Origin of the sequence: Dickeya fangzhongdai, from assembly GCF_002812485.1 — a bacterium.
GTDB lineage: Bacteria > Pseudomonadota > Gammaproteobacteria > Enterobacterales > Enterobacteriaceae > Dickeya > Dickeya fangzhongdai.
In genome coordinates, this window is sequence record NZ_CP025003.1 from 4148382 (window position 1) to 4173456 (window position 25075).

26 protein-coding genes are annotated in these 25075 nt (G+C 58.7%); 19 read left to right on the top strand and 7 right to left on the bottom strand.

Annotated elements, in window-relative coordinates; translation table 11 throughout:
• Positions 1-6: 6 nt before the first annotated feature.
• Entirely contained in the window at positions 7-555 is a 549-nt protein-coding gene (locus CVE23_RS18570; protein WP_038665859.1) for a glucosamine kinase, read from the top strand.
• The gene (locus CVE23_RS18575; protein WP_100850126.1) at positions 552-1463 is read left to right on the top strand and encodes a glucosamine kinase nucleotide-binding domain-containing protein; all 912 of its coding nucleotides are present in this window, start codon (positions 552-554) and stop codon (positions 1461-1463) included. The genes CVE23_RS18570 and CVE23_RS18575 overlap by 4 nt, the downstream gene beginning before the upstream one ends.
• 19 nt (positions 1464-1482) lie before the next feature.
• Here the strand turns inward: CVE23_RS18575 and CVE23_RS18580 are convergent, their stop codons facing one another.
• Both CVE23_RS18580 and CVE23_RS18585 read right to left on the bottom strand, forming a co-directional pair.
• Positions 1483-2235 carry a molybdate ABC transporter permease subunit gene (locus CVE23_RS18580; RefSeq protein WP_100850127.1) on the bottom strand — a complete coding sequence of 251 codons (753 nt, stop codon included), beginning with the start codon at positions 2233-2235 and terminating at the stop codon, positions 1483-1485.
• 8 nt (positions 2236-2243) lie between these two features.
• Positions 2244-3179 carry an extracellular solute-binding protein gene (locus CVE23_RS18585; RefSeq protein ID WP_188726112.1) on the bottom strand — a complete coding sequence of 312 codons (936 nt, stop codon included), beginning with the start codon at positions 3177-3179 and terminating at the stop codon, positions 2244-2246.
• 384 nt (positions 3180-3563) lie between these two features.
• Here CVE23_RS18585 and CVE23_RS18590 point away from each other — a divergent pair, with 384 nt between their 5' ends.
• The 10 genes from CVE23_RS18590 to CVE23_RS18635 all read left to right on the top strand — a co-directional run bounded on the left by CVE23_RS18590 (position 3564) and on the right by CVE23_RS18635 (position 13327).
• Positions 3564-4316, top strand: a complete 753-nt coding sequence (locus CVE23_RS18590) for a metal ABC transporter ATP-binding protein (RefSeq protein WP_225622612.1) — start codon at positions 3564-3566, stop codon at positions 4314-4316.
• A complete protein-coding gene (locus tag CVE23_RS18595; protein WP_100850130.1) occupies positions 4313-5167 on the top strand; it encodes a metal ABC transporter permease in 855 nt (284 codons plus the stop codon). Before CVE23_RS18590 ends, CVE23_RS18595 begins: the two co-directional genes overlap by 4 nt.
• A 93-nt stretch (positions 5168-5260) precedes the next feature.
• The gene (locus tag CVE23_RS18600) at positions 5261-6139 is read left to right on the top strand and encodes a metal ABC transporter substrate-binding protein (protein WP_038665845.1); all 879 of its coding nucleotides are present in this window, start codon (positions 5261-5263) and stop codon (positions 6137-6139) included.
• Positions 6140-6645: 506 nt separating this feature from the next.
• Positions 6646-8058, top strand: coding sequence for a 4-hydroxyphenylacetate 3-hydroxylase N-terminal domain-containing protein (locus tag CVE23_RS18605; protein ID WP_100850131.1), 1413 nt, complete (start codon positions 6646-6648; stop codon positions 8056-8058).
• Positions 8051-8407, top strand: a complete 357-nt coding sequence (locus tag CVE23_RS18610; RefSeq protein WP_049842468.1) for an NUDIX hydrolase — start codon at positions 8051-8053, stop codon at positions 8405-8407. Before CVE23_RS18605 ends, CVE23_RS18610 begins: the two co-directional genes overlap by 8 nt.
• A gap of 4 nt (positions 8408-8411) precedes the next feature.
• Positions 8412-9629 carry a M24 family metallopeptidase gene (locus tag CVE23_RS18615; protein WP_100850133.1) on the top strand — a complete coding sequence of 406 codons (1218 nt, stop codon included), beginning with the start codon at positions 8412-8414 and terminating at the stop codon, positions 9627-9629.
• Complete coding sequence (locus CVE23_RS18620) at positions 9626-10696, top strand: cysteine synthase family protein (RefSeq protein ID WP_100850134.1); 1071 nt, start codon at positions 9626-9628, stop codon at positions 10694-10696. Before CVE23_RS18615 ends, CVE23_RS18620 begins: the two co-directional genes overlap by 4 nt.
• On the top strand, positions 10689-11753 hold the full coding sequence (locus tag CVE23_RS18625; protein WP_100850135.1) for a quinone-dependent dihydroorotate dehydrogenase: 1065 nt from the start codon (positions 10689-10691) through the stop codon (positions 11751-11753). The genes CVE23_RS18620 and CVE23_RS18625 overlap by 8 nt, the downstream gene beginning before the upstream one ends.
• Positions 11746-12387, top strand: a complete 642-nt coding sequence (pyrE, locus tag CVE23_RS18630) for an orotate phosphoribosyltransferase (RefSeq protein ID WP_100850136.1) — start codon at positions 11746-11748, stop codon at positions 12385-12387. Before CVE23_RS18625 ends, pyrE begins: the two co-directional genes overlap by 8 nt.
• Before the next feature lie 373 nt (positions 12388-12760).
• On the top strand, positions 12761-13327 hold the full coding sequence (locus tag CVE23_RS18635) for an LOG family protein (protein ID WP_038920196.1): 567 nt from the start codon (positions 12761-12763) through the stop codon (positions 13325-13327).
• A gap of 71 nt (positions 13328-13398) precedes the next feature.
• On the opposite strand, the gene CVE23_RS18640 is transcribed toward CVE23_RS18635, so the two are convergent.
• From CVE23_RS18640 to dtnK, 4 genes are all read right to left on the bottom strand, one after another.
• A complete protein-coding gene (locus CVE23_RS18640) occupies positions 13399-13896 on the bottom strand; it encodes a VOC family protein (RefSeq protein ID WP_100850137.1) in 498 nt (165 codons plus the stop codon).
• A 250-nt stretch (positions 13897-14146) separates the two neighbouring features.
• On the bottom strand, positions 14147-14974 hold the full coding sequence (locus CVE23_RS18645; protein ID WP_049842472.1) for a DeoR/GlpR family DNA-binding transcription regulator: 828 nt from the start codon (positions 14972-14974) through the stop codon (positions 14147-14149).
• A gap of 227 nt (positions 14975-15201) precedes the next feature.
• The gene (locus tag CVE23_RS18650; protein ID WP_038665817.1) at positions 15202-16182 is read right to left on the bottom strand and encodes a D-threonate 4-phosphate dehydrogenase; all 981 of its coding nucleotides are present in this window, start codon (positions 16180-16182) and stop codon (positions 15202-15204) included.
• Positions 16175-17461 (bottom strand): D-threonate kinase, encoded by a 1287-nt coding sequence (gene dtnK / locus CVE23_RS18655; protein WP_049855506.1) that lies wholly within the window; start codon positions 17459-17461, stop codon positions 16175-16177. Before dtnK ends, CVE23_RS18650 begins: the two co-directional genes overlap by 8 nt.
• 214 nt (positions 17462-17675) lie before the next feature.
• On the opposite strand from dtnK, the gene CVE23_RS18660 reads away from it, so the two are divergent.
• From CVE23_RS18660 to CVE23_RS18690, 7 genes are all read left to right on the top strand, one after another.
• Positions 17676-18812: an iron-containing alcohol dehydrogenase gene (locus CVE23_RS18660; protein ID WP_038920200.1), complete on the top strand. Its 1137-nt coding sequence runs from the start codon at positions 17676-17678 to the stop codon at positions 18810-18812.
• A gap of 81 nt (positions 18813-18893) precedes the next feature.
• Positions 18894-19778, top strand: a complete 885-nt coding sequence (locus CVE23_RS18665) for a dihydrodipicolinate synthase family protein (RefSeq protein ID WP_100850138.1) — start codon at positions 18894-18896, stop codon at positions 19776-19778.
• 37 nt (positions 19779-19815) lie between these two features.
• A complete protein-coding gene (locus CVE23_RS18670) occupies positions 19816-21237 on the top strand; it encodes a sodium:solute symporter family protein (protein WP_038920201.1) in 1422 nt (473 codons plus the stop codon).
• Between the two features lie 6 nt (positions 21238-21243).
• Positions 21244-22419: a sialidase family protein gene (locus tag CVE23_RS18675; protein ID WP_049842476.1), complete on the top strand. Its 1176-nt coding sequence runs from the start codon at positions 21244-21246 to the stop codon at positions 22417-22419.
• A 140-nt stretch (positions 22420-22559) separates the two neighbouring features.
• A complete protein-coding gene (locus CVE23_RS18680; protein WP_049855505.1) occupies positions 22560-23033 on the top strand; it encodes a NanQ anomerase/TabA/YiaL family protein in 474 nt (157 codons plus the stop codon).
• A gap of 6 nt (positions 23034-23039) precedes the next feature.
• A complete protein-coding gene (locus tag CVE23_RS18685) occupies positions 23040-23723 on the top strand; it encodes an SDR family NAD(P)-dependent oxidoreductase (protein ID WP_042861040.1) in 684 nt (227 codons plus the stop codon).
• A gap of 142 nt (positions 23724-23865) precedes the next feature.
• Entirely contained in the window at positions 23866-24606 is a 741-nt protein-coding gene (locus tag CVE23_RS18690) for a TerC family protein (protein ID WP_049842478.1), read from the top strand.
• Positions 24607-24651: 45 nt separating this feature from the next.
• On the opposite strand, the gene yacL is transcribed toward CVE23_RS18690, so the two are convergent.
• Positions 24652-25014: a protein YacL gene (yacL, locus tag CVE23_RS18695; protein ID WP_038920204.1), complete on the bottom strand. Its 363-nt coding sequence runs from the start codon at positions 25012-25014 to the stop codon at positions 24652-24654.
• Positions 25015-25075: the final 61 nt, after the last annotated feature.

A 25075-nucleotide genomic window follows, 5' to 3' on the forward strand; every position in this document is an offset into this window, starting at 1 on the left:
AGGGGTATGAAACGCCAGCTGATTCACCTGCCCATCGATGGCGACACGCCGTTTGACTGGCAGACGGAAAACGACCTCTGCCAGCAACGGTGGCCGGATGAAGACCGTTTTTTGGTGGTGACCGGCACCTTCACCCGGCTGCTGTGCTGGCGGCAAGGTCGGCTGCAACGCTACGGCGGCAGCCTGTTTCCGGTGGGCGACCCGGCCAGTCAGGCGCGGCTCGGGCTGTGGGGCGTGCAGGCGATGCTGCAGGCGGTGGAAGGTATGACGCCGCTCACGCCGCTGGCCGGCACGCTGTTTGCCCGTTTCGACAACCACATCGAACAGGTGGTGGATTGGTCGAAGCAGGCGCAGGCCGGTGATTACGCCGCGCTGGCGGCCGATATTCTCGCGCAGCCGGACGACCCGCTGGCGGTGCCGCTGCTAAAACGCAGTGCCCGTGAACTGGCGGCGTTGCTGCGTATGTCTGAGGCACGCCAGCCGGAGCAGGTCTGCTTTAGCGGCGCGCTGGCGGCGGCCTGTCTTCCTTATTTCACGCAGGAGGCTCGCTCATGACCGCCGCGCCTTATGCCACTGACATACCCTATGCTGGAGAAACGCTTTATGCCGGCGTTGACGGCGGCGGCACCGGCTGTCGGGCACGGATTTACCGGGCCGACGGCACGCCGCTCGGTCAGGGCGGCGGCGGTCGCGCCAATCTGCTGCTGGGCGTGGAAACGGTACGTCAGGCGGTGGACGACGCGCTGATGCAGGCGCTGAAACACAGCGGATTGGGCGAGCAGGACAGCTCGCGTCTGCACGTCGGGCTGGCGCTGGCCGGCGCCGAACACCGCAGCGCTTATCAGGCGTTTCTGGCTTTGCCGCATTCCTATGCCGCGCAGGTGTTGAATACCGATGCGCTGGGCGCCTGTCTGGCGGTAAATCAGGGAGCAGACGCCGGGGTGGTGATCGCCGGCACCGGCTCGTGCGGGCTGGCGTGGCATCAACGCGCCATCACCGCTTACGGCGGCCACGAATTTCCGATTTCCGATCAGGGCAGCGGCGCGCGTCTCGGGCTGGCGGCGCTGCAATATCTCTGGGGGGTCAAACAGGGTTGGGCAGCGCCGTCGGCATTAAGCCGCCAGCAGGCGCTGCCGTTTGACGGCGACGCGCAAGCGACGGACTGGCTGAATCAGGCCAAGCCGGGCGATTACGCCCGTTTCGCCCGACCGGTGTTTGACTGCGCCCGTCAGGGCGATGCGCTGGCGACCCGCCTGCTGCAACAGACGGCCCGTGAAATTGAAGGGCTGCTCACTGCGGTGGCGAAACATGAACCGCCCCGCCTGTCGCTGATGGGCAGCATCGGTTTGCATATCCGGCCCTGGCTGGCCGAAGCATGGCAACAGCGGCTGTCGCCGCCCGCCGGCGACGCGCTGGACGGCGCGCGGCTGATCGCCGTCAACCGTTACGCGCTCTACGCCTGACGTTCACACCGCTGATACCTCACGCACGCGCCTGCCGGCGCGTCGCCCAGCGCAGGCAGAGCAACGGCAGCGGCAACGTCATCGCCAGCAGCAGCCACACCAGCGCGTACACCGCGTCCACGCCGTCATTTTGCAGGTTGATATACAGCTTCACCGGGATGCCTTGCGGAAAATAGGCGAAAATCATCACGATGCCGAATTCGCCCATCGCCCGCACCCAGGCGATGGCGACAGCCGCCGCCAGCCCGGAAGCGGCCTGCGGCAAGGTCAGGTAGAGCAGGCGTTGCCAGGCGGTGGCCCCCAGAATGCGTCCGGCCTCGTCCACCGCCGCCGGAATACCGGCGAAAGCGGAGCGCGCCGCGGTGATGAAATAAGGCAAAGCCCCGTATACCTGCGCCGTCACGAACGCCGCCGGGTTATTCACCAGCGCCAACCCGACGCGGGATAACAGGCCGCCGATCGGGCTGTACGGTCCGTACACCGACACCAGCAGGATGCCCATCGCCAGCGGCGGCGTCAGCAGCGGGATCATCACCAGCAGTTCCACCAGCCAGCGGCGGCGAGAGCTATTCGCGCGCGCCAGCCTGAGCGCCACCGGCAACCCCAGCAGTATCACCAGCGCGATCGACAGCAGGCCGAGGCAGACGGAAACGGCGATAGCGTCGCCGTCGCCCCACGCCAGTTGGAAATGATGCCACGGCGTAATGCCCAGCAGCGTGACAAACGGCACCGCCAACAGCAGCAGTGCCGGTATCGCCAGCCAAAACGCCATCGCGGCGGTTACTTCGCGGCGTAGAGCGCGGTTCCTTTCGGAACGTCGTAGCCGTTCTGGCGGAACAGCGCCTGCCCTTCCGGGCTGAGCATAAAGTCGACGAACTTACGGGCCTGCGCCGCATCGGGCGCGTTTTTCAGCACCGCGGCGTAAAACACCAGCGGCTGGGTGTGCAGCACCTGATCTTTGCCCGCGCTGTCTTTGATGGTGAAGCTAACGGTGTCATACCACTGTTTCGACATCGCCGGGTTGCTGAGGTTAATCTCATCCGGCAGCGACACATACGGCAGTTTGGCGGAGCGTACCGCGCTTTCGTAACCGGAGGTGGCGTCGATCTGGCCGGATTCCAGCCGGGTCAGCAGCCCGCCTTCCATGAACACCTGCGCCGGGTTCTGCACCTCGCCCAGCGCCTTTTTGGCGGCATCCGGCTGATGGTAGTACTTCTCGGCCAGCAGCATGGTGAAGACGATATTCTGTCCCTGCGGGTCGTTATACGGATCGGTGCGGCCGAATTTCAGCGATTTGTCCTGCAACACGCTCAGCCAATCACTGTTTTTCGCTTTATCGGACGCCGCCAGTCTGGCGGCAAACGGGCTTTTCGGGTTGTAGGCGATGACCATACGGGTACTGGCGACCGGGATGGCGTCGTCGATCAGTCCGGCGTCTTTCAGAATCTGCATCGGCCCCGGCGTGATCGACACGAATACGTCCGCCACCACCTTCTTGCTGGCCAGCAGGCGCGCCATACCGTACGCACCTTGCCCCTGCCCCTGATAGGTCAGGTTCTCTTTTTTGGCGAACGTCGGCCCCAACGCCTTGTCCATCACCACGCCCATCGACCCGGCGTAGGTTAACTGAATTTTATCCTGCGCCTGCGCGACGCTGCCCCCAAATAGCGCGGCCGCCAATACGGCAGCCAGTTGATACCTAACCCGAATGTTCACTCTCGACTCCATCCGTTATATACAAAAAGAAACAACGAGGTTCCTCCTGAATGCGGGCAAATTCAAAAAATAAAATGCGACAAAATATGTGATCTCGATCGTGCCGTAAGGCGTTACAGGGCCGGGCAGCGACGTCAATACATTGAAATTCCTCGATAACGCCTTTCGCCACGACGTTTTCTTCGTCGGCTTGCCGCCTTACGATTCAGACACATTTTTTTACCTCTCGTCGGCTGGCGCAAAATCGTTATGTTATATTATAACGATAATGATGGAGGATACTGTGACCAGTCTTTACGCTTTTTCCGCTTTTGCCCGGCTGGGTATCGCCGGTGTTGTGCTGGCGCTGTTATGGGGTCTGATTTCCTGGGCGGTGACGCTGGCATGATTGCACCACACTCGATAACACTACATACACTGATGTTCGGCTATACCGGCCAGCCCCCGCTGGGCACGCTGGACGGTTGTTTTGACAGCGGTTCGCTGACCGCGATCGTCGGCGCCAACGGCACCGGTAAATCCACCCTGCTTAAAACTCTGGCCGGTTTGTTGCCGCCGCTTGGCGGTCATTTCTGCATGGCTCCGCAGGCGCGCCGCCAACTGGGCTACCTGCCGCAACTGACCGAGTTCGACCGCCAGTTTCCGCTCAGCGTCAACGATCTGGTGCTGATGGGGTGCGTACCGCACTGCGGCATGTTCGGGCGCATTTCCGGCGCATGGCGCAACAACGCGCTCAATGCGCTGGATACCGTCGGCATGGCGGAATTCGCGCAGGCGCACATCGGCACGCTTTCCGGCGGCCAGTTGCAGCGCGTCCTGTTTGCCCGGCTGCTGGTGATGCAGTCGCCGGTAATCCTGCTGGATGAACCCTTCACCGGCATTGATGCCCAGACCACCCGCGCGCTGCTGATGGTGATCCGGCAATTGCATCAGGAAGGCCGCACCATTCTGGCGGTGCTGCACGACCTGGAACAGGTGGAAGCCCACTTCCCCCGCGTGCTGATGCTCCACCCGGAAGGCCACCGCTGGGGCGACTGCGGCGAGGTGCTGTCGTCCACAGCCGGCGTAACCACGCCTTTGCAAGCAACAACATCTTTGCAAACAGCTATGCCGCCGCAACTGAGGCTGGTGCCATGATGCTGATTCATTTATTGACCGAACCGTTCGGCGATTTTGGTTTCATGCGCCGGGCGCTGGTGGGCTGTCTGGCGCTGACCCTGAGCGCGGCGCCGCTCGGCTGTTTTCTGTTACTGCGCCGCATGAGTCTGATCGGCGATGCGCTGTCTCACGCGGTGCTGCCCGGCGTGGCGATCGGCTACCTGATTTCCGGCATGTCGCTGGTGGCGATGGGCGTGGGCGGGTTTATCGCCGGGCTGGCGGTGGCGATGCTGTCCGGCGTGGTCAGCCGCCACACCGAACTGAAGGAAGACGCCAGTTTCGCCGGGTTTTATCTCGGCTCACTGGCGCTGGGGGTGACACTGGTATCGCTGCGCGGTTCCAGCGTCGACCTGCTGCATGTGCTGTTCGGATCGATTCTGGCCATCGACGCCGACGCGCTGATCACCATTGGCGTCATCAGTTCCTGCTCGGTGCTGGTGCTGGCGTTGATCTACCGGGCGCTGGTGATCGAATCGTTTGACGTCACCTTCCTGAAGATCCTGTCGCGCCGCTCGCGCGCCTTGATCCACGGTCTGTTTCTGTCGCTGGTGGTGCTGAATCTGGTAGCGGGCTTCCAGTTGCTCGGCACGCTGATGGCGGTCGGCATGATGATGCTGCCCGCCGCCTGCGCCCGCTTCTGGAGCCAGCGCCTGCCGGTCATGCTGCTGGTGGCGGTGGGCATCGGCGCCTGCGCCAGTCTGGTGGGGCTAACCTGGTCTTATTACGCCGACCTGCCGGCCGGCCCGGCGGTGATCCTCACTACCACGCTGTTGTTCTGTTTTTCGGTACTGTTTGGCTCGAATGGCGGCATGTTGCGTACGCGCCGCTGATATTTGATGGTTTTTGCATGACACGCTGTCTGTCACAAGCACACTGCCTGTCACAAATACATTGTCCGTCACAAATACACTGAGAGGGAAAAGATGAAACGTTCTGTTTTGGTTATGGCGCTGTCCAGCCTGTTGTTGAGCCCGCTGGCGATGGCGAAAGATCTGAATGTGGTGGCGAGTTTTTCGGTACTGGGCGACATGGTCAGCCAGATTGGCGGCCAGCACGTGCACGTGACCGACCTGGTGCAGCCGAACGGCGACCCGCATGAGTTCGAACCGTCGCCGAAAGACAGCAAAACCCTGTCGCAGGCCGACGTGGTGTTCGTCAGCGGCCTCGGGTTGGAAGGCTGGCTGGACCGTCTGATCAAAGCCTCCGGCTACAAAGGCGACGTCATCACCGCGTCCAAAGGCATCAAAACCCTGAAAATGGAAGAAGACGGTAAAACCGTCACCGACCCGCACGCCTGGAACAGCATGAAAAACGGCATCACCTACGCCCACAATATCGTCGATGCGCTGGTCAAAGCCGACCCGGAACACGCCGATGATTACCGCAAACAGGGCGACAGCTACATTCAGCAGCTACAACAACTGGATGACTACGCCACCCAAACGTTTTCCGCTATTCCGAAGGAAAAGCGCAAGGTGCTGACCAGCCATGACGCCTTCGGCTATTTCGCCGCCGCCTACGGCGTACGCTTCCTGTCGCCGATCGGTTACTCCACCGAGTCCGAAGCCAGCAGCAAAACCGTCGCCAAACTGATCAATCAGATCAAGAAAGAGCACGTGAAACTGTACTTCATCGAGAATCAGACCGATCCGCGTCTGGTGAAACAGATCGCCGACGCCAGCGGCGCGCAGCCGGGCGGCGAACTCTATCCGGAAGCGCTGACCGACAGCAACGGCCCGGCCGCTACCTACACCGCCGCGTTTAAACACAACGTCGACACCATTGCGGCAGGCATGAAGTAATCGGGATAAAACCGGCCACGGCTATTTTCTTATTTCGCCCGGCGGCAGCGTCGGGCGACGCAATAAAAACCCTTCAAATTATATCAACCAAATAAAAAACCCCACGCGATAAAAATATAATAAAAGCATTTATTAGAAATTAATTTAAATATTAATTTATTCAAATCCCTCTATTACCCGAAAAAAGCAACCGTTTGCATTCCGAATAAAAAAGCGTAGTATGCCTTTCGTTACAATAAGGCAACATTGCATCACCCATATATTTAACCAGCACCCTGAAACACGCCGCCATGTCGGATATTTCCAGACATGATGGATTATTGGCGTTTTATACCTGACTAATTCACGTTGCGGGGCAACACGCCTGCGTGTTGAACAACGCACCAGCAACCTGAAGCGTGACGGGTATATCGATTGATGAAAGAGACAATTATTCATTGTTGAAGGCAGGGACAATTCTCGTCCCTATTCACGGTTTTACCGAAACGGAATTTAACAGAGGATTTATGTCTGATTATCTACAGAGGATGCAAAAACCCCGGAATGTTTATGTTAATGGCGAACCGGTCAGTCATCTCTCCCGACATCCCATGTTCTGCGGCGCTATTCGGTTTATCAATCGCTATTATGAATTACAGCAGCAGGACCCGGCCGTACATCTGGTTAATCACGAGTACGCCGCCAGCCTGCTGATCCCCCGCTCCATTGAAGACCTGAGACAAAAAGGCCGCTCCTACAAAGCGGTGGCGGACACCTCCTACGGCATGCTGGGCAGAACGCCGGACTTCATCAACAGCGCGATTGCGGCCATCGCCAGTCATGCGGAAGCGCTGGGACGCGACCAGTATTGCGATTACGCGCATAACGCCCGCCGTTATTACGACTACTGCCGGGAGAATAACCTGTATGTCTCGCATGCGGCCATCAATCCGCAGGTGGACCGCAGCCGCGCGCTGTCCGAACTGCGCAGCCCATCCGCCGGCGTCAGGGTAACCCACTACGACAGCAACGGCATTACCGTCAGCGGCGCCAAGATGATCGCCACGCTGACGCCGGTTTCCGACGAAGTGCTGATCTTTAACATGCCCGGCCTGACCGAGAACGACAAAGACTTCGCCATCGCCTTTACCCTTGATGTCACCGACCCCAATCTCAGGATGCTGTGCCGCAAAACCCTGACCTATCCGGAACACTCGCCGCTCGACCATCCCATCGCCAATCTGTTTGATGAAATCGACTGCCTGCTGCTGCTGGATAACGTTCAGGTGCCCTGGGAACGGGTGCTGATTTTCCGCGACGTGGAGAAATCCAACGCGTTCTACGACAGAACCAAGGCCCGCAACCATACCGGCCATCAGGGCATCATCCGGGGGCAAGCCAAAGCCGAATTGCTGACCGGCGTCGCCACCCGCATTGCGCAAACGCTGGGGCTGGACCGGTTTCTGCACGTGCAGGAGAAGTTGGGGCGTATGACCACCAGCCTTGATTTGCTCAAAGGCGCTATCCAGCTTGCCGAAAACGCGGCGACCATCGACGACCACGGCGTCTGCAACCCCGACATCAGCGCCATTCAGGCGATCCGCTACCATTTCCCTTTATGGTACAAAGACATGCAGCAAACCATCCAGTCGCTGTGCGCGGGTTCGATGCTATCGATTCCCGATGCCGTCACGCTGGGCGTTCTGCCGCCGCAGCAGCAGGACGAACTGTTCGATCCATACCGGACCGCGCTGCTGAATCTGGGCTGGGACCTGACCGGCGACGGCTTCGGCCAGCGACAAATGGTGTATGAAATCTACCACGCCGGCGATCCGCTGCGTATTGCCGCCAAACATCATCAGGAATATGACAAACGGGATCTTCTCGCGACGCTCGATCAGCTGCTGCATTCATCCTGCCAGGAGAGAAACCATGATTAGATGCGCCTGCCTGGTTCATTATCTGAATAATCAATTGCTGGTCGTAAAACCCCGAAATAAGAATGTCTGGTATCTACCGGGCGGCAAAATTAATGACGGAGAGAATATTCGCACCGCATTAATTCGGGAATTGCAGGAAGAATTGAATATCCAGTTACGCGAAGAAGACATGACGTATCTGCGCAGCGTTATCGGTCCATCACATGATTATTCCGACGACACGCTACTGCATTGTTTTACGACGTCGGCGTCACTGAATATTCGGCCGGATAATGAAATTGAACAGGTGAAATATATTACTTCCGGCGATGTTGAGGTAGCGCCTCTGGTGACCGCATTTATCAGGTGACAATATGATTTATCATTCAAATCGTCTAAAAAGCATCATGCAAGAGCATGATGTTGAGATGGTTATCGCCGCAACGGCGCAGAACATCAAATATTTTTCCGGCTTTATGCCCGTAGTGAAAACGCTGCGGCCTTATCAGGGCGAATGCTACGTCATGATTACCGCCAGCAACGTCGGGCAGATCCACCTGGTACATGCGATCGGCGAAATCGATCAGGTGCTGGATAGTCCGAGCGACATCGGGCTGGTGCATACCTACGGCACGTTTTTCCGTGAGCCGAACGATGAAGTCATGCTCAACGATGAGGAACGCCGCCTGCAGTTGTATTCCTGCCAGAACACGGCGTTCGCCGATGCGGAAACCGCGTTAATACAGGCTGTCGCCGCGCTGATTTCCCCCGAAATGCGCCGAATCGGCATCGACGAAGACGGCCTGCACGCCATGACGCTGCTCACGTTGCAACGCACATTCCCGGCGATCCGCTTTGTGCCGTTTTCCGCCATGCTGCACCGCACCCGGCAGGTCAAAACCACGTTTGAAATCGAACAGTTGTCCGCCTCCGCCATCAACAACGAAAAAGCCGTGCGCCATGTCTGCGAGCACGTACACGCCGGCATGCCGGAAACCGAAATCGTCCGGCTATTCAATGCCTCGCTGGCGGGCGACGGCAGCATTCCCGATCTTACGATGTTGAAAATCGGTCGGCATGCCGTCGGCGGCCAACGCCTGCCTCGCGTGGAGAACCGTCTGCAACGCGGCGACGTACTCTGGTTCGACGCCGACGCCAGTTATCAGGGGTTCTGGTCCGATATCGCCCGCACCGTGATTTTCGATCACGACAACGAGGAGTACCGGGAAAAGTACGGCGCGCTGAAGCAAGGCATGGACCTCGCACTGCAACAGATTGAACCCGGTATGACGGGGCGGGACGTCTTTCATATGGTGATGGACAAGATTAACAGCAGAGGCCTGTTTCACTACCGCCGCCATCACGTCGGACACGGCATCGGGCTGGAGCCGTATGAACTGCCGCTGCTGGGCCCCAACGACACGACGCCGATTGAAGAAGGCATGGTCCTGTCCGTCGAAACGCCCTACTACCAGTTTGGCACCGGGGCGCTGCACATTGAATCTCCGCTGCTGGTTGCCCGCCAGCACAATATCTGCCTGACCCGCGAATGGGCGCCTGAATGGACTGTCATTAAAGGAATGTCACTATGAGCGAACACCATACCCAAACCGTTAACCCTACCCAGACCGTCAACCACACTCAGATCGTCAACCATACTCAGATCGTCAACCATACTCACGAACTGATCGGTCACACCCCGGTCTATCGGTTGCAGCATGATTTCGTGCCGGCAGGAAAATCCTGCTACATCAAACTGGAGCAGTTCAATCCTAATCTGAGCATCAAGGATCGCACCGCCTGGGGACTTATCAGTCAGGCGCTGGCGGACGGGCGGCTGAAACGGGACGGCGTCATCGTCGAATCCACCTCGGGTAATCTGGGCAAGTCGCTGGCGATGATCGGCGCCTCGCTGGGCATCAAGGTCATGGTGGTCGTTGACCCGAAAATTTCGCAAACCACGCTCAACTGGTTCAAAGCCTACGGCGCCGAGGTGATTTGCGTTACCGAGCCGGACGCCAGCGGCGGTTACCAATCCCGGCGCATCGAAAAAGTCAAAGAACTGCTGAACCGGCTTCCGAACGCCTATTGGCCGAATCAGTACGACAACCCTGACAATCCCGCCTATCACGAAGCCAATACCGCCGGTGAATTTGACGATCTGGCGTTCGACATGCTGGTGGGCTGCGTCAGCACCGGCGGTCATCTTTCCGGCATCGCCAAAGGCATCAAGGCGCGCCACCCCGGCAAGAAAGTACTGGCCTGCGATGTCGTCGGCTCCGCCGTGCTGGGCGGCCAGTTTCGGCCTTATCTGCTCAACGGCATCGGGCTGGCCTGGCGGTCGGACAATACGGCGCTGGAGCAATTTGACGACATCATGAAAGTGCCGGACCAACTGGCGATTTCGATGTGTCACGAGATTGCCGCCAGCCGCGGGCTGTTGTTGGGCGGGTCGGCGGGTCTGGTGCTCTTCGCCGGTCTGGTTGCGCTGCAACGCAGCGATATCAACAGCGTGGTCGTGGTCGCGCCGGACACCGGCGTCAACTATCTGGATAGCCTTTACGATCGCGACTGGCTACAGCACAAAGGGGTCGCGCTGCTCGACAGACCGGCGCTGCAGCATCACATCACCCATTTCAATCCGTACGATTATGACTGAGCACCTTCATCGCCTGATTACCCACGTGCTGCGCCGTCTGCCGCCGGAATTCGCACACCGTTGCGCCATCAACGGACTGCGCTATGCGCCGCGCATCCGCGCAGGAACGCTGTCGGCCGAGCTGACGGCCGGTATGTCGCAACCGTTGCTGGGTAGGCATTTTTCGCACCCGATTGGGCTGGCGGCCGGTTTTGACAAAGATGCACAAGCCGTGAATGCGCTGGCGGCGCTGGGGTTTTCCTTCGTCGAAGCGGGCGCGGTGACGCCTTTGCCGCAGCCGGGCAACCCCAAGCCGAGGCTGTTCCGGTTTCCCAAACAGCAGAGCCTGATCAACCAGTATGGCTTCAACTCCCGCGGGCTGGATTACGTTGCCGCCAATCTGGCTCAGGTTCGACGCGACACGCCGGTGGGGATCAACATCGGCAAAAACAAACACAGCGACGATCCGCTGCAAGATTATGCAACCTGCGCATCGAGGCTGATGGAACAGGTAGATTTCATCACTCTCAATTTCTCGTCGCCCAATACGCCGGGCCTGCGCAGTCTGGTCGACGAAAAGCACCTGCGTCCGGTACTGGCGACGGTCCAGTCTCTCCGGCAGGCGTCGTCGGCACCGGCCAGAATCTTGTTCAAGCTCTCGCCCGACATGGAACACAGCGCCGTTCGTGACCTGATTGAACTGCTCATCGAGCATCAGGTGGATGGGATTATCGTCAGCAACACCACCACGCAAAGAGAGAGCATCGACCACCCGCAAGCACGCTCGCTTGGCGGCGGCTTGTCCGGCCTGGCGCTGAAAAAGCTGTCGGAACAGATGCTGGAACGCGTCTATCCGCTGGCTAAAAACAGACTGGCGATTATCGCCTCCGGCGGCCTGTTCACCGGGCAGGATATTTACGACCGCATTATTCGCGGCGCCGATCTGGTGCAAATATTAACGTCGTTTGTCTATCACGGCCCCGGCATTATTTACACCATGCTGCGGCAACTGCGGGAAATTATGGACCAGCAAGGCATTCGTCATTTATCTTCAATAAAAGGAAGTTACTATGAGTGATTTATCAGCGCGCGTCGCCAAATTTATTGTTGACGCCGAGATCATTATTTTTGGCGACTTCACGCTAAAATCCAAACGACAAAGCCCTTATTTTTTCAATTTCAGCCGGTTCTCCTCAGCAGAAAAGCTCAATACGCTGGCAAACTTCTACGCTGAATATATTCTGCGGGAAAATATCTCCGCGAATATTATTTATGGCCCGGCCTATAAAGGCATTCCATTGGCGATCGCCACCGCGCTGGCGTTATCCGGACGTAAACCGGGTATCAGCTACGTCTTCAATCGCAAGGAAGCGAAGCAGTACGGCGACGGCGGCATTACCATCGGCGCCGATATCGCCAACCAGCCGCTGATCGTGCTGGATGACGTCATGACCTCCGGCAAAACCGTAGCGGAAACACGCGAACGGGTAACGGAGCAACAAGGCGTCATCACCGACTATATTGTGGCTATCGACCGGCAGGAAGCGGACGACAGCGGGCGATATGCGCTGGAAAGCGTTCGACAGGAAAACACATTCCGCGTGTCCGCGCTGACCACCATCGCGGATATCCTGCAGGTGATGCGCCAGCGACCTCAGCACGCCGAACAGGTTCGCCGGATGGAAGCCTATCTATCGCGCTACTGCCAGTAACACCGCGGCGACGCAGCGAATCCCCAGTCACCAGCATCAGCAGGTGACTGGGGAACCAACGCACAGGATGACGGATATATGCTTGCGCGATACCGCTGTCAGGTGGTGAATCGCTCTCATAAACCATCCGAATAATAATTAACGAAACCAGTTAGGGTTTATTTTAAAATCAGTAGATTATTATTTCGCTTATCATTTATCACACCGACAACCTGAAGCAGGAAGAATATATTACCGGCTATTTCTCGCTGAATAACATCGCTTGATTGCCCCTGACACTTCCAGTACCCTCATTGCTCTCCGGTATATTTGCCCGCAGCGCCAGACTCTGGATTTATTTCATTGCTGGCACCGCCTGACTAAAAGGGAATATATGTTAAATTTCTGCGTATTCTGTGGTTCCGCGCCTGGCAATAACAATATTTATCAGCAGGAAACCGAAAAACTTATTCAATATCTGGTCGGGAAAGAGGCCGGTATTGTCTACGGCGGCGGCAAAGTGGGTCTGATGGGGCTGGTGGCGGATACCGCGTTGCAGCACGGCGGCTCCGTGACCGGAGTCATGCCCGTACATCTGGTGGAAAAAGAGATTGCCCACCCGAAACTGACGGAGCTGGTCATCACCGCGGATATGCATGAACGCAAAGCGAAAATGGCCGAACTGTCGGATGTATTCATCGCGCTGCCGGGCGGCGCCGGTACGCTCGAAGAGATCATCGAACAGTGGACCTGGGCGCAGTTGGGCATTCATCACAAGCCCTGCATCCTGTTCAACGTGAATGGCTATTACGACGAATACATCACCTTCGTGAACAAGATCGTCACCGAAGGCTTCATGAAAAAAGAGTACCTCGACATGCTGATTGTTTCCGACCGCCCGGAAGCGGTGCTGGATAGCGCACTGTCCTATGTTCCGCCCAAAGCCAAGTGGGATAAATAACCGCAGCGCTACGCTGAGGCAGCCGTGCCTCAGCTTTTTAACTATTCATTAATCAACCGAAACGTCATCAATCAACCGAAACGCGCCAGTTCGCGCTCGAAGTCCAGCGGCTGAATGCCCTGGTGATCGCGGTCCGCGTCCGTCAGTTGGTCGGCGGGAATAAACCAGATGACCTCAAACAGCAGGCCGTCCGGGTCGTGGCCGTACACGCTCTTGTGTACGCCGTGGTCTTCCTCCAGCCCCAGCCGCCCGTCTTGCGCCAGCCGGTCACGAATCCGCTTCAGTTCATGCAGCGTATCCACTTCCCACGCCAGATGGTACAACCCCGCCGGCGGCTCATGTTCGCCGGGCTGCTCGCCGCGGGCGCGAAACACGCCGGCCCGCTGCTGACCGAGATTTTTGGCGAACAGCGCCAGATCATGATCGTTATCCGATTCCGCCGCCTGGGTAAACACGGCCTGACTGCCGCCCGGTTTGGGGCGAAAACCTAACGTATCGCGGTAGAATGCGGTGCTTTTCTCCACGTCGGACACATACAGCACCGCGTGATTCAGGCGGGTAATCCCCATGCTTATCTCCTTGTAGCCTGATGGTATAAGCAGTCATCCTGACACACTATCGCGGTGGAACATATGCCGATTTCCGGCAACCAAAGTCGCCGTACGCATGAGTCGGAGGAAATCAAAACGGGCAAGACAACGAAGGAAAAAGAGAGTGAAGAGCAACGCAAGAGTAAAGAGAAATAGAGAGTGAAGAGAAATAGAGAGTAAAGGGAAATGGGGAATAAAGGGAAATAGAGAATAAAGGGAAAGCCGCCGGTCAGCGGCCCGCCACGTTCACCAGTTGCAGATTGAACGGCTGCGCCCGCAGCTGGCGCTCCACCTCCGGCGGCAAATCGCTGTCGGTGATGATATCGGTCAGTTCAGACAACGGCGACACACAGAACAGCGAGTAAGCGCCGTATTTGCTGCTGTCCGCCAGCAACACCCGGCGGCTGGCGTTCGTGCCCAGATCCTGCTTGATGCCGGCTTTTTCCTCGGTGGGCGTGGTGATGCCTTTCTCCAGACTCCAGGAGTTGCAACTGATAAAGGCAATGTCTGGATAGACGCTGCGCAGTAAACGGCGACCGTGCTCACCGATGCAGGACTGGCTGCTGTCGTCGATGCGCCCGCCGATGATCGTCACTTCGATCTGCTTGAACTCGGAGAGAAACAGCGCGATCTGCAAATCGGCGGTGATCACCCGCAGCGGCAGATGCGTTAAATTGCGCGCCAGCTCCAGCATGGTGGTGCCGGCATCCAGCACTACCGCGTTGCCGGGCTGCACCAGCGACGCCGCCTGCCGCGCAATGGCCTGTTTTTCCGACAGATTGCGCTGCAGCTTTTCATTGGTGGTCGGCTGGGAAGGGATAAAGCGGTTGAGCGTCACCCCGCCGTGGCTACGGCTGATGACGCCCTGCTCGTCCAGCTTGATCAAATCGCGGCGAATCGTCGCCGGGGACGCATCAATGACCGTCACAAGTTCATCCACCGTCACCAGATTATGGCTTTTCAGATAGTCCAGAATCTGATCGAGACGGCTTTGTCCTTTCACTCGTTCTCCATTTACACGCAACGTATCAGTCAATGTGTGTGCCCCACGACGTATTCAAAAAAATCATACCCGTCATACTTCAAGTTGCAGATGCGTTGGCTGCGTTACTCGCCCCATTTCATGGGCCTCGCCCCTTCGGGGCCGCTGCTAGCAGCGTTCAAATCGGCTTACGCCGATTTGTCACTCACCCCAGTCACTTACTCATGTAAGCTCCTGGGGATTCACTCGGTTGCCGCCTTTCTGCAACTCGAATTATTTAGGGTATATACTCTGCGATTCTATCAGGCCAGTTGCATCGCTAATTTGATAGAGATCGCCATGCTCTCAGACTTCGCTTTACCTGTCCAGGCGATATCAAACGCGGTGCCGTGGTCCGCGGAGGTGCGGATAAACGGCAGTCCGGCAGTGATATTCACGCCGTCATAAAAGCCCAGCAGCTTGAGCGGAATGTGCCCCTGATCGTGGTACATCGCCACCACCATGTCGTATTGCCCCTCGTACGCCTGCAGGTAGACGGTATCCGGCGGGCACGGGCCGTAGGCGTCGATGCCTTTGGCTTTCATCGCCTCGATGGACGGGCCGACGATGGTGATCTCTTCGTCGCCGAACAGGCCGTTTTCGCCCGCGTGCGGGTTCACCCCGGCCACGGCGATGCGCGGCGCCTGGTAGCCCACGCGTTTCAGGAAGGTGTCCGCCATCGCAATCACGGTTTCCACCCGCTCACGATTCAGCGTATCCAGGAATTTGCGCAGCGCAATATGGGTAGTAACGTGGATTACCTTCAGTTTGTCGGTGTACAGCACCATCGCGTAGTCGCGGCTGTTGGTCAGCTTCGCCAGCAGTTCGGTGTGCCCCGGATAGAGATGCCCGGCGGAGTGCAGCGCTTCTTTGTTCAGCGGCGCGGTGGCAATGGCATGTACCTCGCCCGCCATCGCCAGTTCGGTGGCGCGTTTCACGCAACGATACGCCAGATCGCCGGCCTGCGCCTGTACCACCCCTTTTTTCAGGCCCTGCGGATCGGCCAGCGGTTCGTTGATCACGTTGATAACGCCAGGCGCAAAACGCGCTTCGGCAGGACGCGTAATCTCGTTCAGCTCCACCTGCGGCACGACACCTAACGCCAGAATGCGGCGCAGCGTCTGTACACAGCCCACCACCACCGCCGGCGCGCCGGACAGTTCACCTTCCGCCAACGATTTGATGATGATTTCCGGGCCGATGCCCGCCGGGTCGCCCATAGTTACCGCAATAATTTTACTCACACGCGCTCTCCTCAATAAATCGCAAAACATTTAGCAGGGTGGCCTCATCGCCAAACCCGCCCGCTTTCGTCATCACGGGAATATCGCCTACCAGACTGTCCAGCAGACGCCCCCAGGGTACGCAGGATGCAATCTGTCCATTGATGCGGAATCCGCTGGCCTGCAATGCGGTCGCCGCGGCAATGGCGATATCACCGCCGGATAAATAGAGCCCGCCCGGCCGCTGACGCTGCACAATTTGCCGCGTCAGCTCGCCCAGCCGGCGACTGATCGTGTCTCCCAGTTGCTGACGGCTCATACCGTAGCGCTGGCACAGACGGTCCACTTCAAATCGCTGGTTATCGTCGTGACAGGTACGAATCACGCAGTGGCGGCCCGCCGCCAACACCGCCGCCGCCTGCCGGCACGTTTGCGCCAGCGTGTCGTCGCCGGTCGCCAGCAATCCGGCGATATCCAGGTCAATCAGCGTGACGTCCGGCCGCTGACTGACCGCCTTAATCTGTAATTGAGCGATTTCACTCATCGAACCAATCACCGCCAGCAACGCGCGACAGGGCGCCGGAAACGCCAGATGTTGCGCCAGCGCCTCGCTCAGTCCGGCGGAGCCGACCAGCAGCGGTTTTTCCGCCAGTTGTGCCGCCGCATCAACAATACGGTCGAGGTCCTGCTGACGTTCGGCATCCAGCACTACCAGCCGTATCCCGCTGTGTTGCAACTGTTGCAGGCGCGCCGCCAGATCGCCGCCGCGAATCTCATTCAGAGACAGCGCCGCCTGCGCCAGGCCGGTTTGTTCCGCCAGCCGCTCGCCGATGGACGCCGAACGCACCGGCGTTTTCGGGTCGCTGGCGAACTCGGTGTCGGTCAGCAACTTACCGTGCACCCATACCTGCCCGTCACGGGTGATGCGGCCCAGCGCCGGCGCCGCAGGCGCTATCAACGCCAGCGACAGATCGGCGGCGTTCAGCGCGGCTTCAATTTCCGCGCCTGGGTTGCCGCGCAACGTGGAGTCCACCTTTTTGACAATCCAGCCGCGCGCGCCGCTTTTACGCCACATCCCCACCGCCTGCGCGGTGCGTTCCGCCGCCAGCGAAGCCGCGACCGCACGGCTGTCGGTGTTGACCACCAGCGCGTCATCCGGCTGCCCGGCACGGATCGCCGCGGCGTCAAACATCACATTCACCCGTGCGCCCTGCAGCGCCAGTCCGACGCCCGCATCGTTGGCGCCGGTGAAGTCATCCGCCACCACCAATATCCGGGTGAGTTCACGCCCGTCCGACATAACCGCTCTCCGTCAGTTCGATTACCTGAAAATGATTATATTGAATCACGTTTGATTATATGTGAGCAACATCAAATTATTCAAAACCAATTTAACCTATAAATTATCCACACAATGCGAGCAAAACGATTTTTTTCTGTCATATAACGGAAATGTGATTGAAAAAAATCAGACTTATCCAGCTGAAGTCACAGCGAAAAGACAAGGTACCAGTATGAATATCAACAGCACCCTCATCAGCGGTTATCAGGCACTTCAGGATCTGGGCTACCTCCTGCGCGGCAGACAGCACGTACTGCTGGTGACGGACAAGAATATCGTGGGGCTGGCCGGGGTACAGGCCCTGATCGCGCAGCTGAAAGCGGGCGTGCCGCAGCTTTCCCTGATTGATAATGTGCCGGCCGAACCCAGCCAGCATGATGTGGCGGCCGTGCTGCAACAGTTGCCGGCCACCCAGCCGGACCTGGTGGTCGGCGTGGGCGGCGGCAGCGTGCTGGACGTGGCGAAACTGCTGTCGCTGCTGTGCGCCGGCGAAGAGGGCATCACGCTCGACAGCCTGCTGGAAGGCCGCAAGCCGACCCGCCGCACCACTTCCCTGTTGATCCCGACCACCGCCGGCACCGGCTCTGAAGCCACGCCGAACGCCATTCTGGCGATCCCGGAGAAAGAAACCAAAGTCGGCATCATCACCCCGGTCATGCTGCCGGATTACGTGGCGCTGGTGCCGGAACTGACTACCAGCATGCCGGCGCATATCGCCGCGTCTACCGGCATCGATGCGCTGTGCCACCTGATCGAATGCTTCACCGCCACCATCGCCAACCCGGTAGCGGACAACTACGCGCTGATCGGCATGAAGAAACTGTTCGCCAACATCGAAACTGCGGTGAACGAACCGGACAATCTGGAAGCCCGTCTGAATATGCTGTGGGCCTCCTACTATGGCGGCGCCTCCATCGCGCATTCCGGCACCCATCTGGTGCACGCCATGTCTTACCCGCTGGGCGGCAAGTACCACATCCCGCACGGCGTGGCGAACGCCATCCTGCTGGCGCCTTGCATGCGCTTTGTTCAGCACGCGGCGGCGGAAAAATTCGCACAGGCCTACGACCTGCTGCCGGATGCCGACCTGTCGCTGACCACCGAACAAAAAGCCCAGGCGCTGGTGGATTACTTCACTGCACTGGTGAAACGGCTGAACCTGCCGTCTTCGCTGCAACAACTGGGGATCAGCCCGGATCACCTGCCGTATCTGGTGGAATCCGCACTGCAGGTGCAGCGGCTGATGAAAAACGTCCCGACCGCCGTTACGGCGCAAGACGTCCATGCCATTTATTCAACGCTGTTTTAATCGTGAGTTTTAACTGTTTGTTTTAACTTCGATTTTTAACAACGTCGCTCTGGATGATGAAGATAACGAGGAACAATAACGATGACTAGACCGATTACAGGCGTACTGACGGCGATCGTCACGCCTTTTGACCATCAGGGGGAATTTAGCCCCGCCGCCATGCGCCAGCAGGTTCAACGCCAGATGCGCTACGGCAACGGCATTTTCTGTAACGGCACCAACGGTGAGTTCTTTGTGTTGCACACCGACGAGAAAGTGGCCGTCACCGAAACCTGCGTCGATGAAGTCGCCGGCAAGGTGCCGGTGGTGGCGCACATCGGGGAAATCTCCACCCGCGAAACCATCAAGCTCGGCAAACGCATCGCCGCGCTGGGCGTGGACGCGGTGTCGGTGATCACCCCTTACTTCGTACCGCTTAAACAAAGCGAGCTGATCGCCCACTACCGTGAAGTGGCGGACGCGCTGCCGGTGCCGATATTCCTGTACAACATTCCGGCTCGCACCGGCAACACCCTACAACCGGAAACGGTGCGGGTTCTGGCCGAGCATCCCAACATCATCGGCATCAAGGACAGCGCCGGCAGCTACGAAAGCCTGAGCGGCTTCCTGCAGGCGGTGAAAGACATGCCGAACTGCGACGTACTCAACGGGCCGGACTCGCTGATCCACCAGGGCTTCGTCGACGGCTGTTCCGCCTGTATTTCCGGCCTCGCCAACGTGGCGCCGGAAGCCATCAGCCAGATCTGGCATCGCTTCCACGCTGGCGACATCGACGGTTCCCGCCAGGCGCAGGAGCAGGTGAGCGAACTGCGTAAAACGCTGTACGCCGTGGCGTTCTCGCCGGCCGTGGTGAAGAAAGCGCTGACGTTGATGGGACAGGATGTGGGCGTCAGTCGCTACCCGATTCAGTTCTCAGCACAAGACGAAGACGTTATTCGCACCATTATCAAACCGTTCTCGCACTGAATGAGAACTTACCCTTACTCCTACAGGATCGAAAACCATGAACCATTTTGATCTGACAGACACACTTATCATCGTCGGGATAATTGTCGTCTACATCGCCCTTACATCCTTGCTGACGCTGCGGCTGCGCAGTAACTCCAACTCGGAGTTCATGGAAGGCTCACGCGCGCTGCCGGCGTTTATCGTCGGCGTGCTGCTGATGACCGAGTTTATCGGCGCCAAGTCCACGGTCGGTACCTCGCAGGCCGCCTTTGAAAGCGGCATCGCCGCTTCGTGGTCGGTGATCGGCGCCGCCATCGGCTTCCTGCTGTTCGGGATGATTCTGGTGAAAAAGATCTATAACACCGGGAAAATTACTATTTCTGGCGCTATCGCCGAACGTTACGGCAATACCACCAAGAACATCATCTCCATCATCATGATCTACGCGCTGTTGCTGGTAAACGTGGGTAACTACGTCAGCGGCGCCGCCGCCATCTCCACCGTGCTGAAAGTGAGTCTGCCGGTAGCGGCGCTGATTACCGCCATCGTCAGTACCTTCTACTTCTACTTCGGCGGCATCAAAGGCGTGGCGTACGTGACGCTGATCCACAGCGGCCTGAAGTACGTCGGGGTGATGATCATCCTGTACGTGGCGCTGAAAATGACCGGCGGCATCACGCCGATGGTCGAGAAGATGCCGGAATTCTACTGGACCTGGGACGGCAACATCGGCGCCAGCACCATCGGCGCGTGGCTCATCGGCACCATCGGCTCCATTTTCTGTACCCAGTTCGTGATTCAGGCTATCGCCTCCACCAAGGATGAGAAATCCGCCAAGCGCGCCACCTGGATTGCGTTCCTATTCTGTATGCCGATCGCGCTGGCGATTGCCATTATCGGCGTCGCCGCCAAGTTCGTACACCCGGAAATCAAGAGCCTGTACGCCCTGCCGATCTTCCTGCAGGATATGAACCCGTGGCTGGCCGGCGTGGTGACCACCTCACTGGTGGCGTCGATCTTCATCAGCGTGAGTACCGTCGCACTGGCGATCGCCTCGCTGATCGTGAAAGATTTCTACGTGCCTTACTGCAAACCGACGCCGGAAAAAGAGTTCAAGATGACCCGCGTGTTCTCGCTGATCATCGGTTTCCTGCCGCTGGTGTTCGTGCTGCTGGTGCCGGAAGTGCTGAAGCTGTCGTTCTTCACCCGCGCCATTCGTCTGTCGATTTCCGTGGTGGCGATGGTCGCGTTCTACCTGCCGTTCTTTAGCAGCTCCCGCGGCGTCAACACCGGCCTGATCCTGTCCTGCGTGGTTACCTCCATCTGGTACATCATGGGTAACCCGTTCGGCATCGACAATATGTACATTGCACTGTTGACCCCGGCGGTGGTGATGGCGATCGACCGTCTGATCCCCAACAAGGCGGCCAAGGCCAAACAGCAAAGCGAACCCTCCGTACCTCATTCTGGAGCATAAATAGTCATGACGACCGAAACCATTACCATCGAACGCAGCGGCCTGGTTCATCCGGCAGACGGCGACAGCCAGCGCATCGACGCCTATATCCCGTCGGAACGCCCGCAGAATCACGCCGCCAACCTGCTGCACCTGCCTAACGGCGATGTGCTGTGCGTCTGGTTCGGCGGCACCCAGGAAGGGGTGTCCGACATTTCGATTTACCAGTCAAGGCTGGTAAAAGACAGCGGGCAATGGACGCCCGCAGTCAAGCTGTCCGACGACCCGACCCGTTCCGAACAAAACCCGGTGCTGTTCCTGGCGCCGGACGGCGTGCTGTGGTTGCTGTATACCGCGCAGAAATCCGGTAATCAGGACACCGCCATCGTGCGTTACCGTCAGTCGCTGGATCAGGGCTACACCTGGGGCGAAATCGGTACACTGCTGGAACAGCCCGGTACCTTCATCCGCCAGCCGATTACCGTGCTGCCCAACGGCGACTGGCTGCTGCCGGTGTTCTACTGCCGCACCCAGCCGGGTGAAAAATGGGTCGGCAACGACGACATCAGCGCGGTGAAAATCTCCAGCGATCAGGGTAAAACCTGGCGTGAATCGGTGGTGCCGAACAGCACCGGCTGCGTGCACATGAACATTACGCCGCTCAAGGATGGTTCTCTGCTGGCGCTGTTCCGCAGCCGCTGGGCCGATTTCATCTACCGTAGCCACTCCACCGACGGCGGCGCCACCTGGTCCGAACCGGTGCCGACCGTTCTGCCCAACAACAACTCGTCCATTCAGGTGACCACGCTGGACAACGGCCATCTGGCGCTGGTGTTCAACGCCATGAGCGCCGAAGGCGCCACCGAGCGTCGCCTGTCGCTGTATGACGAAATCGAGGACGAAGAAGAAAACGACGCCAAAATGCCGGAGATCTCATCCGGACGCAGCGCCTTCTGGGGTGCGCCGCGCGCGCCGATGACGCTGGCTATCTCCGAAGACGGCGGCAAAACCTGGCCGTGGCAGCGTAATCTGGAAGTGGGCGACGGTTATTGCATGACCAACAACTCGACCGAGAAACTTAACCGCGAGTTCTCCTACCCCAGCATCAAGCAAGGGCCGGACGGCAAGCTGCACATCGCCTTTACCTACTTCCGGCAGGCCATCAAGTACGTCTGCGTTAGCGAAGAGTGGGTCAAGGGTTAATACCTCGCTCGCCCTCCCCTGCCCAGGGGGAGGGACAACACCGGTTTCCCACTCGCCGACGCACGACGCCGCCCGGTGGGCTGTCATATCCATTGCCTTCAGGGAGGCTATCTCCGCCTCCTTCAGTTAAGGAGCCATCCATGATCGCAGGCAATCTGAATCATCTGCCGCTGGCGACGTTACCCGAGCCGCTGTGGCGCATCCTTTCCGGTTTCACGCTCGACCAGTTGAACGCCCTGCCGGAAGGCAAGTACCAGCCGGACAATGTCGACTGGTTCTACTCCATCGGTACCGTCTCCACCGCCCCGAAAGCCGAGCGCCATACCGAATTCCACCGCCGTTTTCTCGATATTCAGCTGATTCTCGCCGGCGAAGAGATCATCGGCTACGACCTGAATGACGCCGGCGATCGCGCCGCGACCGAACGTAAACCGGACTTGTTCATTCTGGAACAGCCGCAGGTGCCGCACGCCATCCGGCTGGCCGCCGGGGATTTCGTCACCTTCTATCCGGGTGAACCGCATCAGGCGCTGTGCGCCATTGACGATCAGCCGGCTCCGGTGAAAAAAGCGGTGTTCAAGGTGCCGGTCGAATTACTGAACGCACAGGGGTAACGCCGTATGTCAGGACCAAAACAGGTGGTGATCACCGGCAGCAGTTCCGGTATCGGCGCCGCCATTACCGCTACCCTGCTGGCGGCGGGCTGGAAGGTTGTCGGGCTATCGCGTCAGCCGGGCGCGCATCAGCACCCGAACTTCACACATCACCCGCTGGATATCACCGATACGCCGGCGCTTATCGCGTTGCTGGACAGCCTGCCCGCCGTCGATGCGGTGATCCACGCCGCCGGGGTGATGAAAGCCGCCACGCTGGGCACCCTGTCGTATGCCGACAGCGAGCAACTGTGGAAGCTGCATATTCAGGTGGCTGAAGTGCTGGCCGACCGGCTGGTGGACAAACTGCCGCAGGGCGGCCGTATCGTACTGCTGGGCAGTCGTACATCCAGCGGCGCCGCCGGGCGCAGCCAGTATGTCGCCACCAAGTCGGCGATGATCGGCATGGTGAGAAGCTGGGCGGCGGAACTGGCGCCGCGCGGCATCACCGTCAATATCGTCGCGCCGGGCGCCACCGAAACGCCGATGCTGAATCAGCCGGGACGGCAAAGCTCGCCGCCAAAGCTGCCGCCAATCGGCCGGTTTATCCAACCGCAGGAGGTGGCGGATCTGGTGGCGTACCTGCTGTCGCCTTCAGCGGCGGCCATCACCGGGCAGCAGTTGGTGATTTGCGGCGGCGCCTCGTTATAGCCATGCCGCACTAATAGCGACGCCACGAAATAGCCACAGCATGATAGTCACGGTCAGCCACAGTTAACCCATACGTTAGACAGGGGTATAATCAACCGGACCTCGACGCCGCCACCGCGCCGCCCGGAAAAAGGAGTACCCCATGTTGATGTGGCTGGCCGATCCCAACGCCTGGTTGACCTTGTTCACCCTGACGCTGCTGGAAATCATCCTTGGTATCGACAACATTATTTTTCTGTCCCTGGTCGTCGCCCGACTGCCGCACGCTCAGCAATCCCGCGCCCGTTTTACCGGACTGGCGGGCGCAATGCTGATGCGCCTGTCGCTGCTGGCCTCGATAGCCTGGCTGATGCACCTCACCGACCCACTGTTTAGCATCGCCGATCGCGCATTTTCCGCCCGCGACCTGATCCTGCTGGCTGGCGGTTTGTTCCTGATCGTTAAATCCGGCGGCGAGATTCGCGCCACGCTGGCGGGGGAAGAAGAGGCACAGCGCCGCAGCCGCACCACCGCGTTCTGGGGCGCGATCGTGCAGATCATGCTGCTGGATATCATCTTTAGTCTGGATTCGGTGATCACCGCGGTCGGGCTGTCGCAGCACCTGCTGATCATGATGCTGGCGGTGGTGCTGGGCGTAGTGATCATGATGCTGGCGGCGCGAACCATCGGCGAATTCATCGATGCGCACCCGTCAGTCAAAATGCTGGCGCTGGCGTTTCTGATTCTGGTAGGCGGCACCCTGATGCTGGACAGCCTGCAAATCCATGTGCCAAAAGGCTATGTCTACTTCGCCATGTTCTTTACCATCGGCGTGGAGATACTCAATCTGGCGCGCCAGCACAAGCATCACCCGGCGATGGAAACACGCCTCAGCGAACAGTAATCCGTATTCCTGCGGTTTCGTTTATCTGACCCGGTTGCATCCGGGTCAGGACTTATCCACAAACGCCCGGTATTTCTCCAGCAGCTCAAGAAAGTCTTCCAGCCCGCACAACGACAGGCTTTCTTCATCGTAATAACTCATGCCTTCTTCCAGCTCGTCGGTTTCAAACGCCAGCTGATTGGCACGCACCATCACTTCCTCGCTGTCCAGCAACAGCGTGTATTCATGGCCGGGGCGCTCCCACTGACGTTCGCTGCCGGCCAGCTCACGAACCGCGGCTTCCACTTCATCCAGCACCGCCTGCTGGCCTTTAACTTCTTCATTCAGCCAGTGCCCTACCACTTCATGGCCCATCGACATCCGGACCACTACCTGCCCGGTCACATCACGCAAAAACTCATAGTCCATGATCGTTCTCCTCTGCCTGATTCGCCACCGCGCGCCACCACAGTAAAAAAGGGAGACCTCT

Excerpts from the sequence above, each read along its gene's own strand:
- CVE23_RS18570 (WP_038665859.1), top strand. The coding sequence starts at position 7 with ATGAAACGCCAGCTGATTCACCTGCCCATCGATGGCGACACGCCGTTT.
- CVE23_RS18575 (WP_100850126.1), top strand. The coding sequence starts at position 552 with ATGACCGCCGCGCCTTATGCCACTGACATACCCTATGCTGGAGAAACG.
- CVE23_RS18580 (WP_100850127.1), bottom strand. The coding sequence starts at position 2,235 with ATGGCGTTTTGGCTGGCGATACCGGCACTGCTGCTGTTGGCGGTGCCG.
- CVE23_RS18590 (WP_225622612.1), top strand. The coding sequence starts at position 3,564 with ATGATTGCACCACACTCGATAACACTACATACACTGATGTTCGGCTAT.
- CVE23_RS18595 (WP_100850130.1), top strand. The coding sequence starts at position 4,313 with ATGATGCTGATTCATTTATTGACCGAACCGTTCGGCGATTTTGGTTTC.
- CVE23_RS18600 (WP_038665845.1), top strand. The coding sequence starts at position 5,261 with ATGAAACGTTCTGTTTTGGTTATGGCGCTGTCCAGCCTGTTGTTGAGC.
- CVE23_RS18605 (WP_100850131.1), top strand. The coding sequence starts at position 6,646 with ATGTCTGATTATCTACAGAGGATGCAAAAACCCCGGAATGTTTATGTT.
- CVE23_RS18610 (WP_049842468.1), top strand. The coding sequence starts at position 8,051 with ATGATTAGATGCGCCTGCCTGGTTCATTATCTGAATAATCAATTGCTG.
- CVE23_RS18615 (WP_100850133.1), top strand. The coding sequence starts at position 8,412 with ATGATTTATCATTCAAATCGTCTAAAAAGCATCATGCAAGAGCATGAT.
- CVE23_RS18620 (WP_100850134.1), top strand. The coding sequence starts at position 9,626 with ATGAGCGAACACCATACCCAAACCGTTAACCCTACCCAGACCGTCAAC.
- CVE23_RS18625 (WP_100850135.1), top strand. The coding sequence starts at position 10,689 with ATGACTGAGCACCTTCATCGCCTGATTACCCACGTGCTGCGCCGTCTG.
- pyrE (WP_100850136.1), top strand. The coding sequence starts at position 11,746 with ATGAGTGATTTATCAGCGCGCGTCGCCAAATTTATTGTTGACGCCGAG.
- CVE23_RS18635 (WP_038920196.1), top strand. The coding sequence starts at position 12,761 with ATGTTAAATTTCTGCGTATTCTGTGGTTCCGCGCCTGGCAATAACAAT.
- CVE23_RS18640 (WP_100850137.1), bottom strand. The coding sequence starts at position 13,896 with ATGGGGATTACCCGCCTGAATCACGCGGTGCTGTATGTGTCCGACGTG.
- dtnK (WP_049855506.1), bottom strand. The coding sequence starts at position 17,461 with ATGTCGGACGGGCGTGAACTCACCCGGATATTGGTGGTGGCGGATGAC.
- CVE23_RS18660 (WP_038920200.1), top strand. The coding sequence starts at position 17,676 with ATGAATATCAACAGCACCCTCATCAGCGGTTATCAGGCACTTCAGGAT.
- CVE23_RS18665 (WP_100850138.1), top strand. The coding sequence starts at position 18,894 with ATGACTAGACCGATTACAGGCGTACTGACGGCGATCGTCACGCCTTTT.
- CVE23_RS18670 (WP_038920201.1), top strand. The coding sequence starts at position 19,816 with ATGAACCATTTTGATCTGACAGACACACTTATCATCGTCGGGATAATT.
- CVE23_RS18675 (WP_049842476.1), top strand. The coding sequence starts at position 21,244 with ATGACGACCGAAACCATTACCATCGAACGCAGCGGCCTGGTTCATCCG.
- CVE23_RS18680 (WP_049855505.1), top strand. The coding sequence starts at position 22,560 with ATGATCGCAGGCAATCTGAATCATCTGCCGCTGGCGACGTTACCCGAG.
- CVE23_RS18685 (WP_042861040.1), top strand. The coding sequence starts at position 23,040 with ATGTCAGGACCAAAACAGGTGGTGATCACCGGCAGCAGTTCCGGTATC.
- CVE23_RS18690 (WP_049842478.1), top strand. The coding sequence starts at position 23,866 with ATGTTGATGTGGCTGGCCGATCCCAACGCCTGGTTGACCTTGTTCACC.
- yacL (WP_038920204.1), bottom strand. The coding sequence starts at position 25,014 with ATGGACTATGAGTTTTTGCGTGATGTGACCGGGCAGGTAGTGGTCCGG.